A 16,125-nucleotide genomic window follows, 5' to 3' on the forward strand; every position below is an offset into this window, starting at 1 on the left:
TCACCACGCTGCCGATGAAACCGGCGCCGCCGGTGACGAGCAGTTTCACGTCGCTCCTCCTGCCTGGGCCGCGTGCCGCGGCGGCCGTCGGTGATCACCCTACGGCCGCGGGCTGTGTCGCGGCTGCGAGTGGGGCCGTCTCCTATTCCACCACAATCCCTCATGATTGAACAGATCCGAACATCGCCCGGAGCGTCCGGCGACCGCTGTCTACCATCCTTGTCATGCGGGAGGGAGGTGGTCCCGGGCCCCGGCGACGTCCGCCGGGGCGGCCCAGACGCGTACCGGGACCCGTGGCCCGGACCGTGGCCCGGCTCGTGGTGCGCGCCGCCGACGGCGCCACCCGCCTGGTCACCGACCTGCTCGGGGCCAGCCCGACCGCCGGCCGGGAGCAGATCAGCGAGGCCGAGCTGCGCGACCTGGTCGCCGCCAGCACGGTGCTCGACCCCGACGAGCGGCGGATTATCGACGAGGTGCTGGTGGCGGGGGCGCGGCTGATCCGCGAGGTGATGGTGCCGCGCACGGAGGTGGTCTTCCTCGCCACCGGGCTCACCGTGGCGGAGGCCGAGCGGCTGGTCCGCGCCGAGCCGCACACCCGCTACCCGGTGGTCGACGGCACCCACGACGACGTGGTCGGCTTCGTCCATCTGCGGGACGTGCTGCTACGCCCCGAGCGGGACCCGCGCGCCACGGTCGGCGAGCTGACCCGCGAGGTGAAACGGCTGCCCGGCAGCAAACGGGTGCTGGCCGCGCTCACCGAGATGCGCCGCGAGGGCCACCACCTGGCCGTGGTGATCGACGAGTACGGCGGCACCGCCGGCATCGTCACCTGCGAGGACCTGGTCGAGGAGCTGGTCGGGGAGATCCACGACGAGGACGCGGCCCCGGCCGACCCGGCCCTCGCCGGGCTGCCCGCCGTGGTCGACGGCCGGCTCAACCTGGCCGACTTCGCCGAGCGCACCGGGGTGCCGCTGCCCGCCGGGCCGTACGAGACGGTCGGCGGTTTCGTGATGGCCGCCCTCGGCCGCCTGCCGGTCACCGGCGACGAGGTGCCGGTGGCCGTCGACCCGGACGACGCCGGCGGGCCCGCCCCGGACGACCCGCCCGGCGGCTGGCTGCTGCGGGTGGTGGCCCTCGACGGGCGGCGGGTGTCCCGCCTCGCCGTCTCCACGGCCCGCCTGCCCGAGCCGCGGCGCGAGGTCACGGCCGCGCTCCCGCCCGTGTCCACCCGACCCACCGGCCCGTCATGACGGCCGCCGGGGCTTGCTGACAGAATTGCCGCCATGTCCGACGTACCCGCCCGCCCGCGCGTCTTCTCCGGCATCCAGCCGACGGCCGACTCGTTCCACCTCGGCAACTACCTGGGCGCGGTACGGCACTGGGTGGCCCTGCAGGAGAGCCACGACGCGTTCTACTGCGTGGTGGACCTGCACGCCATCACCGCCGGGCACGACCCGAAGGTGCTCAAGCAGCGCACCCGGATCGCCGCCGCGCAGCTCTTCGCGGTCGGCCTCGACCCGGAGCGCAGCACCCTGTTCGTCCAGTCGCAGGTGCCCGAGCACCCGCAGCTGGCCTGGGTGCTCGGCTGCATCACCGGCTTCGGCGAGGCCAGCCGGATGACGCAGTTCAAGGACAAGTCGCAGAAGCAGGGCAGCGAGCGGGCCAGCGTCGGCCTGTTCACCTACCCGATCCTGCAGGCCGCCGACATCCTGCTCTACCAGGCGCACGCGGTGCCGGTCGGCGAGGACCAGCGGCAGCACCTGGAGCTGTCCCGCGACCTGGCCCAGCGGTTCAACTCGCTGTTCGGCCCGACCTTCACGGTGCCCGCTCCGCACATCGTCAAGGACACCGCGAAGATCACCGACCTGCAGGACCCGACGGCCAAGATGTCGAAGTCGTCCTCCTCGCCGGCCGGCATCATCGACCTGCTGGAGGAGCCGGCCCGCTCGGCCAAGAAGATCCGCTCGGCGGTCACCGACACCGGGCGGGAGATCGTCTTCGACGCCGAGGGCAAGCCCGGCATCGCCAACCTGCTGACCATCTACTCGGCGCTCTCCGGTCGCGGCATCGACGACCTGGTCGCCGCGTACGACGGCAAGGGCTACGGCGACCTGAAGAAGGACCTCGCCGAGGTGGTCCGGGAGTTCGTCACCCCGATCCAGGAGCGCACCCGCGCCTACCTGGACGACCCGGCGCAGCTCGACAAGCTGCTCGCGCAGGGCGCCGAGAAGGCCCGCGCGGTCGCCGCCCCGACGCTGCGCACCGTGTACGAGCGGATCGGCTTCTTCCCGCCGGTCCGGTTCGAGTAGCGGCCCGGGCACGGCGGGAACGGGTGGCGCAGTCGGTGGCCGGAGGGATGGCGCACAGCGTGGATGGCAGGGACGGGGCGCCGGACGCCGGTGAGACGATCCAGATCGGGATCGCGGTCGACATCCCGGAGCCCTGGGGCGGGATGCTCACCCGCCGGCGGGTCGAGGCCGGCGATCCGCTGGCCGTCCCGGCGCACGTCACGCTGCTCGGTCCCACCGAGATCCCGGTGCGCGCGCTGCCGGCCGTCGAGGAGCACCTGGCGCGGGTGGCCGCCACCCACCTGCCGTTCACGCTGCACCTGCGGGGCACCGGCACGTTCCGGCCGGTGACCCAGGTGGTCTTCGTGGCCGTGGCCGCCGGGATCAGCGAGTGCGAACTGCTCGCCGCCGCCATCAACGCGGCCCCCGAGCTGCACCGCGAGGCGCGCTTCCCGTACCACCCGCACGTCACGGTCGCCCAGGACGTGCCGCCGGAGGTGCTCGACAAGGCGTACGAGGACCTGGCCGACTTCTCCGCCCTGTTCGAGGTGGAGGCGTTCACGCTCTTCTCGCACAGCGGGGCCACCCGGTGGCAGCCCCGCCGCGACTTCCGCCTCGGCGGCTGACCTGAGCGCGCGGCCGGCCTGCCGACAGCTTGCCGGGAGATCGGCGAGGATGGCGCTGTGAACGTCATCGGCCGGATCGAGGCGGCGCTCGGTCGCCGCATCGACGCGGCCCGGGCCCGCTCGTCGGCCTTCGACCACGTGTGGCGGGCCGGGACGCTCTACGCCGACCTGCTGGGCGGCCGGCTGGCCGCCGCCATCGCCTACTACGGCTTCTTCGCCGTGTTCGCGCTGGCCCTGGTCGCGTACTGGATCTTCGGCACGATCCTCCAGGACAACCGCGAGGTCAGCCGGGCGGCGGCCGACTTCCTGGAGGGGAACCTGCCGTTCCTCGACCCCCAGCAGATCGCCGAGAGCAGCAACACCGTCGGCGTGATCGGTCTGGTCATCCTGGTCTTCACGGGGATCGGCTGGGTCGAGGCGATCCGCTCCTCACAGCGGCTCATGTACGGCTTCAACCAGCAGCCCGGCAACCTGGTGGTGCGCCGCCTGGTCGACCTGGGGGTGCTGGTCGCGGTCTTCGTGCTGCTCGGTGTCTCGGTGGCCGCCGTGGACGCGCTGGAGTCGCTGCTGCGGTTCCTGGTGCGCAGCACCGGGTCGGTCGGGCTGACCACGGTCAGCGCGGTGCTCAGCGTGCTGGTCAACGCGGTGCTGGCCACCGCGCTGCTGGTGGCGGTGCCCCGGCTGCGGATGAGCCGCCGCCGGCTGCGCCCCGCCGTGCTGGCGGTCGCCGTGGGCATCACGCTGCTCAACACCGTCGGGCGCTACTACGTGGTGCGCACCGAGCGGAACCCGGCGTACACCGTGGTGGCCACGGCCGTGGGGCTGCTGCTCTACCTCTACCTGCTCAACCAGATGGTGCTCTTCGGCGCCGCGCTGGCCGCCACGAGCCGCTACGGGCGGGTGGTGGACCTGGCCGAGGGTGGCGCCGTGCGGGAGGTGGACGTGGAGGTCGACGAGGAGACCGAGCCGGGGACGCCGGGAGGGGCGGGATGAAAATTCGGATCGAGCCGGACTCGGCGACGCCCCCGTACGAGCAGGTGCGCGGGCAGGTCGCCGCCATGATCGGCGACGGCCGGCTGCCGGTGGGCACCCGGCTTCCGGCGGTCCGGCAGCTCGCCGCCGACCTGGACCTGGCCGTGAACACGGTGGCGCGGGCGTACCGGGAGCTGGAGTCCGCCGGGCTGGTGGAGACCCGGGGCCGGCACGGCACGGTGGTGGCCCCGGGGCGCGACGACGCCGACGACCGCCTGCACCGGGCCGCCACGGCGTACGCCGCCGAGGCGCTCCGGCTGGGTGTCCCACCGGACCGCGCCGTCGCCCTGGTCCGTGCGGCTCTGGACGCCGGTACGCACGGGTGAGAGCGGCCGCCGGAGAGGGGGGAGTTGGCGTGAATGAGGCGCACGTCCGCGGCGGGACCGACCATGATGGGCCGGTGGGCGCACTCGTGACACTGGACCTGCCGGACGACTCGCCGATGCTGGGCCTGCCGTGGATCATCACGTTCGGCCCGCTCGGCGACGACGACGAGTGGGAGCCGGTGGTCTGTGGCCCGTACGAGCGACCGCACGCGCTCGCCCTGGCCGAGGCGGTGGTGGCCGAGGAGCAGCTGATGGCGGTGGTGGAGCCGCTGCTGCCGGCGCTGACGCCCGACGAGATCCGCAGCGAGATCGCCGCCGCGCAGATCGCCGCCGAGGACGAGGCGGCCCGGGTCGACCAGGCGGACCTCTACGGCGACTTCGAGGACGTCATCGACGAGGAGCTGGAGCTGGCCGCCGAGCGGGAGCCCGAGCCGGCGAACCCGCCCAGCCGGGACGAGGTCCGCGCCGGTCTCGCCCGGATCGCGCAGCTGCTCACCAGCCGGGGGGCCTGAGGGCTCAGCTCGGCGGGCCGTCGAGCACGCAGAACTCGTTGTCCTCCGGGTCGGCGAGCACCACGAAGCCCTCCGTGCCGGTCTGCCCGACGTCGCTGACATCGAGCGTGTACTGCGCCAGGTGGGTGGTCATCACCAGGTGGTACCCCACGGTCCCGGATGGACACCGGCCCCTCGGGAACGGATCCCCGAGGGGCCGGCGCCACCTCACCCCCCACCACAAGGGGTCGGTAGCCCAGCCGCCCGTCGGCGCGGGGCACAACGGACGACCAGGTCAATGGCGGGTTACCCGGCTCAGCGCCGTTCGAACCACGCAGCCGCGTCGACCGGCAGGACGTGCCCGTCGCCCCGCTCGGTGAGGCCGGCGCTGGCGACGACCGGCCGGCCGTGGCCGGCGATCGTCACCTCCGCGCCGCTGAGGTTGACCACGCAGGTCAGCTCGGCGTCCCCGGCGGAGCGGCGGAACGCCAGCACCCCGGGCTCGGTCTCCAGCCAGGTGATGCCGCCGGTGCCGGCCAGCGCCGGGTGCTCGTGCCGGATCCGCAGCGCGGCCCGGTAGAGCTCCAGCGTCGAGCCGGTCACCCCGGCCTGGGCGGCCACCGAGAGGGCACGCCAGGTCGCCGGGGCCGGCAGCCAGCTCAGCTCGCTGCTCTCCGGGCCGAAGCCGTACGGGGCCAGCTCGCCGCTCCACGGGATCGGCACCCGGCAGCCGTCCCGGCTCTCGCCGGTGCGCAGGAACGCGGGGTCCTGCCGCAGCTCGTCGGGGAGGTCCAGCACCTCGGGCAGGCCCAGCTCCTCGCCCTGGTAGACGTAGGCGCAGCCGGGCAGGGCGAACATCAGCAGGGCGGCGGCCCGAGCGCGGCGCAGCCCGACCTCGCCGTCGCCGTACCGGGTGACGTGCCGCTGCCGGTCGTGGTTGGAGAGCACCCAGGTGGTCGGCGCGCCCACGATGGTGGACTCCGCGAGGGCCGTGTCGATCACCTTGCGGAACGAGTCGGCCGACCAGGTGGCGTCGAGGAAGTCGAAGCTGAACGCCTGGTGCAGCTCGTCCGGGCCGATGTAGCGGGCCAGCCGCTGCGGGGTCTCCGCCCACGCCTCGGCGACCGCCATCCGGCCGCCCGGGTAGCTGTCCAGGATCGGCCGCCAGGCGCGGTAGATGTCGTGCACCTCGTCCTGGTCGAAGTAGGGCAGCCGGCCCTTGCCCAGCAGCTCGGACTGGCGCTGGCCGGTGGTCATCGAGTTGAAGCCGACGTCCGGCAGCCCCTCGGCCTTGATCATCCCGTGCGCCACGTCGATGCGGAAGCCGTCCACACCCCGGTCGAGCCAGAACCGCAGGATGTCCTCGAACTCGGCGCGTACCTCCGGGTGGCGCCAGTTGAGGTCGGGCTGGGCCGGGTCGAACAGGTGCAGGTACCACTGGCCGTCGGCGACGCGGGTCCACGCGGGGCCGCCGAAGATGCTCTCCCAGTCGTTCGGCGGCTGCTCGCCCTGTTCGCCCCTGCCCTCGGCGAAGAGGTAGCGCTCCCGCTCGGGGGAGCCGGGGCCGGCGGCCAGCGCCGCGGCGAACCACGGGTGCGCGCTGGAGGTGTGGTTGGGCACCAGGTCCACGATGATCCGCAGGCCCAGGGCGTGCGCGTCGGTGATCATCGCGTCGAAGTCGGTCAGGTTGCCGAAGAGCGGGTCCACGTTCCGGTAGTCGGCCACGTCGTAGCCGGCGTCGACCTGCGGCGAGGTGTAGAAGGGGGTCAACCAGAGCGCGTCCACGCCGAGCTCGCGCAGGTACGGCAGGCGCTGCCGGATGCCCTGGAGGTCCCCGACACCGTCACCGTTGGCGTCCGCGAAGCTGCGGACGTAGACCTGGTAGACGACCGCGGACCGCCACCAGTCGTCGTCGGCGGTCAGCGGCGTGGGGTGGGGGGCGGAGGTCATCGGTGTGGATCCCCGTTCTCTGGCGCGGGACGGCGGCGCCCCGCGCGGCGTGGGTGGTGGCGCAGGGCGTTTCAGCAGAATGCCGCCCGAGCGCTGCAAGAGTCAAGCATTCCTTGCGCAAGAACTGACGGCAAGGGATCAGGCGGGGATCGCCAGGGTGGGGTTGACGGAGGAGGGACGCTGCTGCGCCGGGCCGCCGGCCGGGCGGGCCACCGCGGTCGAGCCCCGCACCACCAGCTCCGGGCGGAACAGGTACTCGGAGTTCGGGGCGGCGTGCCCGTTGATCTCGTCGACCAGGGCGCGGACGGCGGCCACCGCCATGGCGGCGACCGGCTGGCGCATGGTGGTCAGCGGCGGGTCGGTGAAGGCCATCAGCGGCGAGTCGTCGTAGCCGACCACCGAGACGTCGCCGGGGACGCCGAGCCCACGCTGCCGGGCGGCCCGGATCGCGCCGAGCGCCATGAGGTCCGAGCCGCAGACCAGGCCGGTGACCCCGCGCTCGATGAGCCGGCCCGCGGCGGCCTCGCCGCCCTCGACGCCGAACAGGGAGAGCTCGGCGAGCTCGCCGACCTCGGCCTCGGTGGCGCCGGCCAGCCGGGACATCGCGGCGCGGAAGCCGGCCACCCGCCGCTGCACCGGCACGAACCGGTCCGGGCCGGTGATCAGGCCGATCCGCCGGTGGCCGAGCGCGACCAGGTGCGCGACGGCCAGCTCCGTGGCCTCGCCGTCGTCGCAGGAGACGAAGGGCGCCGCGATGCCGGGCGCGTACCCGTTGATCATGACGATCGGCAACGGACGGGCGATGAGCGCCCGGTACCGGTCGTGGTTGGCGGCGGTGTCGGCGTGCAGGCCGGAGACGAAGACGATCCCGGAGACCTGGCGGTCCAGCAGCATCTCCACGTACTCGTCCTCGGTGACGCCACCGGGGGTCTGCGTGCAGAGCACCGGGGTGAACCCGCTCTGCGCCAGCGTCGACTCGATGACCTGGGCGAAGGCCGGGAAGATGGGGTTGTCCAGCTCGGGCACGACGAGGCCGACCAGCCCGGCGCTGCGCTTGCGCAGCCGGGCGGGGCGCTCGTAGCCGAGCACGTCGAGGGCGGTGAGGACCGCCTGCCGGGTCTCCGGGGCCACTCCGGGGCGGTCGTTGAGCACCCGCGACACCGTGGCCTCGCTGACTTCGGCCTGTTGGGCGATGTCGGACAGTCGAGCGCGCATGGCGGCACTTTAGCTCACGGGCAAGTTCTTGCGTACGCTCCTGCAAGCCCTTCCATTCTCTGCAACCTCTTGCTAACGTCCCCGCAACATGCGAGAGCAGCGGCGCAGCATTCGCGCGCCGGTCAGCAAGAAATTTCCGAGGTTCCCACTGGCGGGCCGCCCTTCCCCCGGCGGGCCGCCATGACGACAGGAGTACCGATGCGCATCCGTACCGCGGGTGTGGTCGCTGTCCTCGGCCTGGCGCTCGCCGCGTCCGGCTGCGGCGGCAGTGACAGCGACAAGCCGGCCGCCAAGGAGACCGCCAAGGCCGCCGGCGGCAAGCTGGTCATCTGGGCCGACGACAAGCGGACCGCGGCCCTGAAGCCGTTCGCCGAGGAGTTCGGCAAGGAGAACGGCGTGACCGTCGAGGTCCAGGCCGTCTCCAAGGACCTGCAGACCAACTTCGTCACCGCCTCGCAGCAGGGCAGCGGCCCGGACGTCGTGGTGGGCGCGCACGACTGGATCGGCAACATGGTCCAGAACGGCGCCATCGACCCGGTGCAGCTCGGCGCCGAGCAGAAGAGCGCGTTCAACGAGACCGCGATCAAGGCCGTCACCTTCAACGGCCAGCTCTACGGCGTCCCCTACGCCACCGAGAACGTCGCGCTGATCCGCAACACCGAGCTGGCCCCCGAGGCGCCGAAGACCATCGAGGACCTGGTCACCGCCGGCAAGAAGCTCAAGGCCGAGAAGAAGGCCAGCGAGATCCTCTGCCTCCAGTCCGGCCAGAACGGCGACGCCTACCACGTGTACCCGCTGTACACCTCGGGCGGCGGCTACCTGTTCGGCACCGGAGCCAACGGCGACTACGACCCGAAGGACCTGGGCGTGGGCAAGCCGGAGTCGATCGCGGCCTTCCAGAAGATCGCGAAGCTCGGTGAGAAGGGCGACGGCGCCCTCAAGCGCTCGATCACCGGCGAGAACTCCATCGCCACCTTCACCGGCAAGAAGTGCGCCTTCCTGGTCTCCGGCCCGTGGGCCATCGCGGACGCGAAGAAGGCCAACATCAAGTACGACATCTCCCCGGTCCCCGGCTTCGCCGGTGGCAAGGAGGCCCAGCCGTTCGTGGGCGTCCAGGCGTTCTACGTCGCCGCCAAGGGCAAGAACAAGGCCCTGGCCCAGGAGTTCGTCACCAACTACGTGACCAAGCCCGAGCTGGCCGTCGCGCTGTACAAGGCCGAGCCGCGCCCGCCGGCGCTGACCGCCGCCTTCGACCAGGTCAAGGGCGAGGACCCGGACCTGGCGAAGTTCCAGGAGGCCGGCAAGAACGGCCAGGTGCTCCCGGCGATCCCGGCCATGGCCGCCATCTGGGACCCCTTCGGCAAGGCGGAGGCCGCCATCATCGGCGGCGCCGACCCGGCCAAGACGATCACCGCCGCGGGCAAGACCATCGCGGGTCAGATCAAGTAATGAGCACGTCGCTGTCCGGCCCGGGGTCTGCTGAGCAGGCCCCGGGCCGGGAGCCCGTTCGCCGCGGGCTCCCGCGCACGTCCCGTACCGCGCGGAACCACGCGCCGATCACCGCGACCGGCCTCGTCGTCAAGGTGGTCCTGCTCGGCCTGGTGGCCGGGATCGCGATCTGGGCGGCGTTCCCGCTCGTCGAGGCCGAGCACTGGGTGGGGCTGGGCATCCTCGCCGCCACCACGGCCGGCCTGTTCTACCTCTATCTGACTCGCCGGCACATCCCGGCCAAGTACCTGGTCCCCGGCACGCTCTTCCTGATCGCCTTCCAGGTCTTCCCGGTGCTCTACACGGCGAGCACCGCGTTCACGAACTTCGGCGACGGCCACCGCGGCAGCAAGGACGACGCGATCGTCGCCATCCAGACCTCCTCGGTGAAGCAGGTCCCCGGCTCCACCGAGTACTCCCTCTCCATCGCCACGAAGGGCGACCCGGCCACCGGCGCGCTCGTGTTCCTGCTCAGCGACCCGAAGACCAAGGAGGTCTTCGCCGGTGACGCGGGCGGGCTGCGCAAGCTCGACGCCGGCGAGGTGACGGTCAGCAGCCTCAGCGGCAAGATCACGGCCGCCGAGGGCTACACCATCCTGAACATCGGCCAGGCCAGCGGTCGCAGCGACGCCGTCACCGCCCTGGTGGTGCCCACCTCCGGCGGCGCCATCCGCTCCAACGGCCTCACCCGCGCCTACGAGGGCAAGGCGGTCCGGGCGTACGACGTGGGGTGCGACTGCATCAAGGACGGCGAGACCGGCAAGACCTGGACCGCCGACGCGGCGAGCGGTTCCTTCGTCGCCGCCGACGGCGAGCGGCTCGCCCAGGGCTGGAAGGTCAACGTCGGGCTGAAGAACTTCAGCCGGGTGCTCACCGACCCGAACATCTCCGGACCGTTCTTCGGCACGCTGGTGTGGAACTTCGCCTTCGCGATCGGCTCCACCGGGCTCACGTTCCTGCTCGGCCTGGCCATCGCGCTCGCCCTGCACTCGCCCCGGATGCGCGGGACCAACCTCTACCGGATACTGCTGATCCTGCCGTACGCCATGCCGTCGTTCGCCATGCTGCTGGTCTGGCGGGACATGTTCAACACCGACTTCGGCCTGATCAACAACCTGTTCGGCCTGGGTGTCGACTGGTTCGGCGGTAGCTGGTCGGCCCGGATCGCCGTGCTGCTGGTGCAGCTGTGGCTCGGCTACCCGTACATGTTCCTGGTGGCCACCGGCGCGTTGCAGGCCATCCCGCGGGAGCTGACCGAGGCCACGTCGGTCGACGGGGCGACGCCCTGGCAGTCGTTCAAGGCGGTCACCCTGCCGCTGCTGCTGGTGGCGCTCTCGCCGCTGCTGATCGCGTCGTTCGCGTACAACTTCAACAACGTCAACGCGATCCTGTTCACCACCGAGGGTGGGCCCTTCCCGGCGGACAACCCGCGCAACGGCGCCACCGACCTGCTCATCACCTACACCTACCGGCTCGCCTTCGGCGCCCAGGGCGCCGAGTACGGGCTGGCCACCACGGTGTCGATCTTCATCTTCGCGATCGTGGCCATCGTCGCGGCGATCAGCTTCTCGCGGACCCGGAAGCAGGAGGAGGTGTACTCGTGACCACCTACGCGGACACCCCGGTCGCCAGACGCAACGCGACCGGGAGGTCGACGGGGCGCTGGTTCGCCCAGGTCGGCTGGCGGCACCTGGTCGGGGTGCTGGCAGTGGCGTTCAGCCTCTTCCCCATCCTGTTCGTGATCTCCGCGGCGCTCAACCCGCTCGGCACGCTGTCGTCGACGGAGCTGGTGCCCACCGGCGCGTCCCTGGAGAACTTCACCAACCTGTTCCAGGACACGCCGTTCGCGCACTGGTTCCTCAACTCGCTGCTGCTCGCCGGCGTGGCGAGTTTCGCCTCGATCTTCCTGTCCGCGCTGGCGGCGTACGCGTTCTCGCGGATGCGGTTCGCCGGTCGCCGGGTCGGGCTGCTCGCGCTGCTGCTGATCCAGATGTTCCCGCAGTTCCTGGCGATCGTGGCGATCTTCCTGATCTTCACGACGGTCACCGCCCTGTGGCCGGCGATCGGCTTCAACACCCCCTGGGGCCTCTTCCTGCTCTACATGGGCACGGCGCTCGGCGCGAACACCTGGCTCATGAAGGGCTTCTTCGACACCCTGCCCAAGGAACTGGACGAGTCGGCGACCATGGACGGCGCCTCGCACGCCCAGGTCTTCTTCCGGATCATGCTGCCACTGGTCGCGCCGATCCTGGCGGTGACCGGGCTGCTCGCCTTCATCGGCTCGATCAACGAGTTCATCATCGCCAACGTGTTCCTCACCGAGCCGAACTCGAAGACCCTCGCGGTCGGCATGTTCGGCCTGGTGGCCGGGGAGCGCAACAACAACTTCGGGATGTTCGCGGCGGGCACCCTGCTCACCGCCATCCCGACGGTGCTGGTGTTCCAACTGCTCCAGCGCTACATCGTCTCCGGCCTCACGGCCGGGGCGGTCAAGGGATAAGCCGGAGGGGTGGTTGCTCGCCGTCGTGGGCGAGGCGAGTGGTGCCACTCCGTACCCATTGCGCACGCTGCGGCAAGGGCGTCGAGGACGTACACCGGAGCGGTTTCCGGGCGGACCGCCGCGGTCGGGTGACCGGCCGCGGCGGGTGCCCGCCCCACTCCCTGTCGTCGACGACGCGAAAGGCATCCCCATGTCGCTCCAGCCGCACCACGACGGATCCGCCACCTACGTGCCCGAGCAGGAGCCCGCGCTCGGCCAGACCGTTCCGGTCTTCGTCCGGGTGCCGGCCGGCGCCGGCGTCCGTCAGGTGCACGTCCGGACCACCGGCGACGGCGAACCCCACTTCGCCGAGGCGGTCGTCGACCGCACCGAGGGCGGTGACGTGTGGTGGCGGGCCGACGTCGAGGTCCGCAACCCGGTCAGCAACTACCGCTTCCTGCTCGACGGCGCGGCGGGCGCCCGCTGGCTGAACGCGGCCGGCCTGGCCGACCACGACGTGCCGGACCACGGCGACTTCAAGCTGGTCAGCTACGCACCGCCGCCGGCCTGGGCCCGGGACGCGGTGATCTACCAGATCTTCCCGGACCGGTTCGCGCGCTCGGCCGCGGCGGCCGGCCGGACGGCGCCGGACTGGGCGATCCCCTGCGACTGGGACACCCCGGTGATCGGGCGCGGCCCGGAGACGCCCCGCCAGTTCTACGGCGGCGACCTGGACGGCATCACCGAGCGGCTCGACCATCTGGACCGGCTCGGGGTGAACACCGTCTACCTCACGCCGATCTTCCCGGCCCGCTCCAACCACCGGTACGACGCGGCCAGCTTCGACACCGTCGACCCGCTGCTCGGCGGGGACGCCGCCCTGGCCCGGCTGGCCGACGCGGTGCACGCCCGGGGCTGGCGGCTGCTCGGCGACATCACGAGCAACCACACCGGCGACGCCCACCAGTGGTTCACGGCCGCCGTCTCCGACGTGCACGCGCCGGAGCGGGAGCTGTACTACTTCGACGTGGCCGGCGGTTCCGACTACGAGTCCTGGTGTGGCGTCAAGTCGCTGCCGAAGCTCAACTGGGGCAGCGCGGAGCTGCGCCGCCGCTTCGCCACCGCCGAGGACTCGCTGCTGCGCCGCTGGCTGCGCCCGCCGTACGCGCTCGACGGCTGGCGGGTGGACGTGGCGAACATGACCGGCCGGCGGGGCGCGGACGCGTACACCCACGAGGTGGCCCGGCTGCTGCGCGAGGTGGTCGCCGACACCCGGGCCGACGCGCTGCTGCTCGCCGAGCACGGGCACGACCACACCGGTGACCTGGACCGGGACGGCTGGCACGGCACCATGAACTACGTCGGCTTCACCGACCCGGTCTGGTCCTGGCTGCGCCGGGGCGACGGCACGGTGCCGAACTTCCTCGGCACCCCCGGCGGGGTGCGGCGGCGGGACGCGGGCGCGGTGCTGGCCACCATGAACACCTACCGGTCACTGATCTCCTGGCGGTCGTACGCGCACTCGTGGCAGCTGCTCGGCTCGCACGACTCGGCCCGCATCCGGACCGTGGTCGGTGACGCGGCGCGGCAGGAGGTCGCCGCCGGCCTGCTCGCCACCATGCCGGGCACGCCGGTGATCTTCGCGGGGGACGAGCTGGGCCTGACCGGCGACAACGGGGAAGGGTCGCGTACCCCGATGCCGTGGCACCGGCCGGAGCGCTGGGACGAGCGCACGTTCGCGGCGTACCGGTCGCTGCTGGCGCTGCGCCGCACCGAGCCCGCGCTGCGGCACGGCGGCCTGCGCTGGGTGCACGCCGACGCGGACACGCTGGTCTTCCTCCGCGAGGCGCCCACCGGCGCGGTGCTGGTGCTGGCCCGCCGCGCCCCCGGCACCCCGGTCCGCCTGACCGGCCTCCCGGCAGGCGAGAACCTCTACGGCGGCGCCCCCGCCCTGAACCCGGGCGCCGCACTCCTCCCGGGAGACGGCCCGACCCTCCAGGTCTGGCGCCTCGCCTGACCCCCAGCCCGGCGTCAGGGGTGGGGGGTGGGGCCGAGCAACGCGCGGACGCCTTGCAGGTAGGTGGCGCGGGTCGGGGAGCCGGTCAGGAGGCGCTGGGTGAAGTAGCCGGGGATCAGGCCGAACAGCGCCGCGCCGACGGCCTCCGGGTCGGCGTCCGCGGGCAGCTCACCGGCGTCGCGCGCGCGTCCGGCGGCGGCGACGAAGTGGCCACGCAGCCGGGTGTACGTGGCCGCGACGAACTCGGCCAGTACCGGATCCCGCTGCGCCTCGCTCCACACCTGCAGGGCCAGCGGCAGCACGCCGTCCGGGCCGAGCTGGGTGTCGACGAAGGTCAGCGCCCGCTCCAGCACCCCGGTCAGGGGCAGCGGCGGGTCGGCCGTGGACAGGTCGGCGAAGGTCGCGTCGGCCGTGCCGATCACCGCCTGGGCGATGGCGGTGATCAGGTCGTTCTTGCTCGGGAAGTAGCGGTAGACGGCGCCGACCGAGAGCCCGGCCTCCTTGATCACATCCTGCATCGAGGTGTTGTGGAAGCCGTCGCGCACGAAGCAGCGCCGGGCCGCGTCGAGGATCTGCTGACGGCGGGCCGCGAGGTGTTCGTCCGATACGCGTGGCACGAGCCACAGTGTAAAGCGAACGTTCGTTCTTGACGCCGGACCGTGCGGCGGCGCACTCTCATCTCAAGAGAACGAACGTTCGTTTTAAGGAGGCGGCGATGCCCGCTCACCCGTCCCGGATCCGCTCGCCCTGGCTGCTCGCCGCGCTGGTCGCCAGCCTGGCCGTGGTGGTGCAGGCGCCGCTCGTACCCCTCTTCGCGGCGCCCGCCGCCCACCTGGCGCCGCGCGACCTGCCGGTCGTCGTGGCCGGGCCGGCGCCCGCCACCGCCGAGCTGGCGGCCCGGCTCGCCGCCGCCCGCCCGGGGGGTTTCGCCGTGACCACGCTGCCGGACGCGGCCGCGGCCGACCGGGCGCTGCGCGACCGGGAGGCGTACGCCGCGTACGTGGTCGGCCCGGACGGGGTCGCCCTGCACACCGCCCCGGCCGCGAGCCCGACCGTGGCCGCCCTGCTCACCGAGGCCGCCACGCAGCTCTCCGCCGGACGCCCGGTGCCGGTCGTGCCGGTCGTGCCCGCCGACCCGGACGACCCGCGCGGGGCCGGCTTCGCCGCCGGATTCCTGCCCCTGGCGCTCACCGCCATGTTGGCCGGGGCGCTGCTCACCGTGCTGATCGCCCGGCGCGGGGCACGGCTGTTCGGCCTGGTCGGCTTCGCCGTCGTGGCCGGCCTCGCCGGTGCCGCGGTGCTGCACGGCTGGCTCGGCGTCCTCGACGGCGACGTGTGGCGCGAGGCCGCCGCCATGGGGCTGTTCGCGCTGGCCGCGGCCGGCACCGTGGCGGGCCTCGGCGCACTGCTCGGCGCCCCCGGGATCGGGCTCGGCGCGCTGCTCGTCTTCCTGGTCGGCAACCCGCTCTCCGCAGTGGCTGCCGCGCCCGAGCTGCTGCCGCAGCCCTGGGGTGCGGTCGGGCAGTACCTGCCGGTCGGTGCGGGCGGCACGCTGCTGCGCTCGGCGGCGTTCTTCGACGGGGCGGGCGCCGGCCGGCCGGCCGCGGTGCTGGCCGGTTACGCCCTGGTCGGTCTCGCCCTGGTCCTCGTCGGGCGCCGTTCCGTCCGGGCCGGCGTGGCCGACGCCGCGCCGGAGCGGCGGCCCGTCGAGGTCACGTTATGACGGCAGCTGCGCGGGTCGGCTACTACAAGCTGTCGTTGATGAGGCAGGATGGCCGGCGTGGAAGCTCTTCGACTGATCCTTCTCTACGTCCACCTGATCGGGTTCGCCCTGCTGCTCGGCGGTGCGATCGCCCAGTACGTCAGCGGCCGGCTGCGGATCAACGCGGCCATGCTCTGGGGCTCGGTGATCGGGCTGCTGACCGGAATCGGTCTGTCCGCCCCGCTGCGCGACGGTGACGAGCCGGCACCCGCCAAGCTTGTTACCAAGTTGGTGCTCGCCCTGCTGATCTTTGTCATGGTCTTCTTCTCCCGTAAGCGGGAGTCCGTGAACCGCGGGCACTTCCTGGCGATCATCGGGTTGACGCTGGTCAACGCGGCGGTGGCGGTCTTCTGGCGTTAGCTCTCCGGCGCAGCGGGAAGACCTCGGGAAACGGACGTTCGCGACACCTCTCCGGAGGGCCGTCGGCACGAAAGGTGATGTGCCCCACGCG

Annotated in this window: 16 protein-coding genes; 12 read left to right on the top strand and 4 right to left on the bottom strand. The window is 72.6% G+C overall.

From position 1 onward, the window contains the following. The first annotated feature begins 224 nt into the window (after positions 1–224). The 6 genes from GCE86_RS29230 (at position 225) to GCE86_RS29255 (ending at position 4,784) form a co-directional block, all read left to right on the top strand. On the top strand, positions 225–1,250 hold the full coding sequence (locus tag GCE86_RS29230) for a hemolysin family protein (protein WP_154229884.1): 1,026 nt from the start codon (positions 225–227) through the stop codon (positions 1,248–1,250). 33 nt (positions 1,251–1,283) lie between these two features. Further along, positions 1,284–2,309 (top strand): tryptophan--tRNA ligase, encoded by a 1,026-nt coding sequence (gene trpS / locus GCE86_RS29235; protein ID WP_154229885.1) that lies wholly within the window; start codon positions 1,284–1,286, stop codon positions 2,307–2,309. Positions 2,310–2,356: 47 nt separating this feature from the next. After that, complete coding sequence (locus GCE86_RS29240; protein WP_154229886.1) at positions 2,357–2,914, top strand: 2'-5' RNA ligase family protein; 558 nt, start codon at positions 2,357–2,359, stop codon at positions 2,912–2,914. Between the two features lie 57 nt (positions 2,915–2,971). Continuing rightward, on the top strand, positions 2,972–3,907 hold the full coding sequence (locus tag GCE86_RS29245; protein WP_154229887.1) for a YihY/virulence factor BrkB family protein: 936 nt from the start codon (positions 2,972–2,974) through the stop codon (positions 3,905–3,907). Next, on the top strand, positions 3,904–4,272 hold the full coding sequence (locus tag GCE86_RS29250) for a GntR family transcriptional regulator (protein ID WP_154229888.1): 369 nt from the start codon (positions 3,904–3,906) through the stop codon (positions 4,270–4,272). Before GCE86_RS29245 ends, GCE86_RS29250 begins: the two co-directional genes overlap by 4 nt. 74 nt (positions 4,273–4,346) lie before the next feature. Further along, entirely contained in the window at positions 4,347–4,784 is a 438-nt protein-coding gene (locus GCE86_RS29255; protein ID WP_154229889.1) for a hypothetical protein, read from the top strand. Positions 4,785–4,788: 4 nt separating this feature from the next. Here the strand turns inward: GCE86_RS29255 and GCE86_RS32450 are convergent, their stop codons facing one another. From GCE86_RS32450 to GCE86_RS29270, 3 genes are all read right to left on the bottom strand, one after another. Then, entirely contained in the window at positions 4,789–4,917 is a 129-nt protein-coding gene (locus GCE86_RS32450; protein WP_275587089.1) for a VOC family protein, read from the bottom strand. A 161-nt stretch (positions 4,918–5,078) separates the two neighbouring features. After that, positions 5,079–6,713, bottom strand: a complete 1,635-nt coding sequence (locus tag GCE86_RS29265) for a glycoside hydrolase family 13 protein (protein WP_154229890.1) — start codon at positions 6,711–6,713, stop codon at positions 5,079–5,081. Between the two features lie 138 nt (positions 6,714–6,851). After that, positions 6,852–7,928: a LacI family DNA-binding transcriptional regulator gene (locus GCE86_RS29270; RefSeq protein WP_154229891.1), complete on the bottom strand. Its 1,077-nt coding sequence runs from the start codon at positions 7,926–7,928 to the stop codon at positions 6,852–6,854. A gap of 198 nt (positions 7,929–8,126) precedes the next feature. Between GCE86_RS29270 and GCE86_RS29275 the strand changes: the two genes are divergently transcribed. The 4 genes from GCE86_RS29275 (at position 8,127) to GCE86_RS29290 (ending at position 13,912) form a co-directional block, all read left to right on the top strand. Continuing rightward, on the top strand, positions 8,127–9,377 hold the full coding sequence (locus GCE86_RS29275) for a sugar ABC transporter substrate-binding protein (RefSeq protein WP_154229892.1): 1,251 nt from the start codon (positions 8,127–8,129) through the stop codon (positions 9,375–9,377). Continuing rightward, a complete protein-coding gene (locus GCE86_RS29280; protein ID WP_154229893.1) occupies positions 9,377–11,020 on the top strand; it encodes an ABC transporter permease subunit in 1,644 nt (547 codons plus the stop codon). Before GCE86_RS29275 ends, GCE86_RS29280 begins: the two co-directional genes overlap by 1 nt. Further along, on the top strand, positions 11,017–11,916 hold the full coding sequence (locus GCE86_RS29285) for a sugar ABC transporter permease (protein WP_154229894.1): 900 nt from the start codon (positions 11,017–11,019) through the stop codon (positions 11,914–11,916). The genes GCE86_RS29280 and GCE86_RS29285 overlap by 4 nt, the downstream gene beginning before the upstream one ends. A 190-nt stretch (positions 11,917–12,106) precedes the next feature. After that, on the top strand, positions 12,107–13,912 hold the full coding sequence (locus GCE86_RS29290) for a glycoside hydrolase family 13 protein (protein WP_154229895.1): 1,806 nt from the start codon (positions 12,107–12,109) through the stop codon (positions 13,910–13,912). A gap of 14 nt (positions 13,913–13,926) precedes the next feature. On the opposite strand, the gene GCE86_RS29295 is transcribed toward GCE86_RS29290, so the two are convergent. Further along, positions 13,927–14,529, bottom strand: a complete 603-nt coding sequence (locus GCE86_RS29295) for a TetR/AcrR family transcriptional regulator (RefSeq protein ID WP_208818049.1) — start codon at positions 14,527–14,529, stop codon at positions 13,927–13,929. 98 nt (positions 14,530–14,627) lie between these two features. Here GCE86_RS29295 and GCE86_RS29300 point away from each other — a divergent pair, with 98 nt between their 5' ends. Beyond that, positions 14,628–15,635 (top strand): hypothetical protein, encoded by a 1,008-nt coding sequence (locus GCE86_RS29300; RefSeq protein WP_154229897.1) that lies wholly within the window; start codon positions 14,628–14,630, stop codon positions 15,633–15,635. A 57-nt stretch (positions 15,636–15,692) separates the two neighbouring features. Then, the gene (locus GCE86_RS29305; protein ID WP_154229898.1) at positions 15,693–16,034 is read left to right on the top strand and encodes a hypothetical protein; all 342 of its coding nucleotides are present in this window, start codon (positions 15,693–15,695) and stop codon (positions 16,032–16,034) included. Positions 16,035–16,125 lie beyond the last annotated feature (91 nt).

It is taken from the genome of Micromonospora terminaliae (assembly GCF_009671205.1).
GTDB lineage: Bacteria > Actinomycetota > Actinomycetes > Mycobacteriales > Micromonosporaceae > Micromonospora > Micromonospora terminaliae.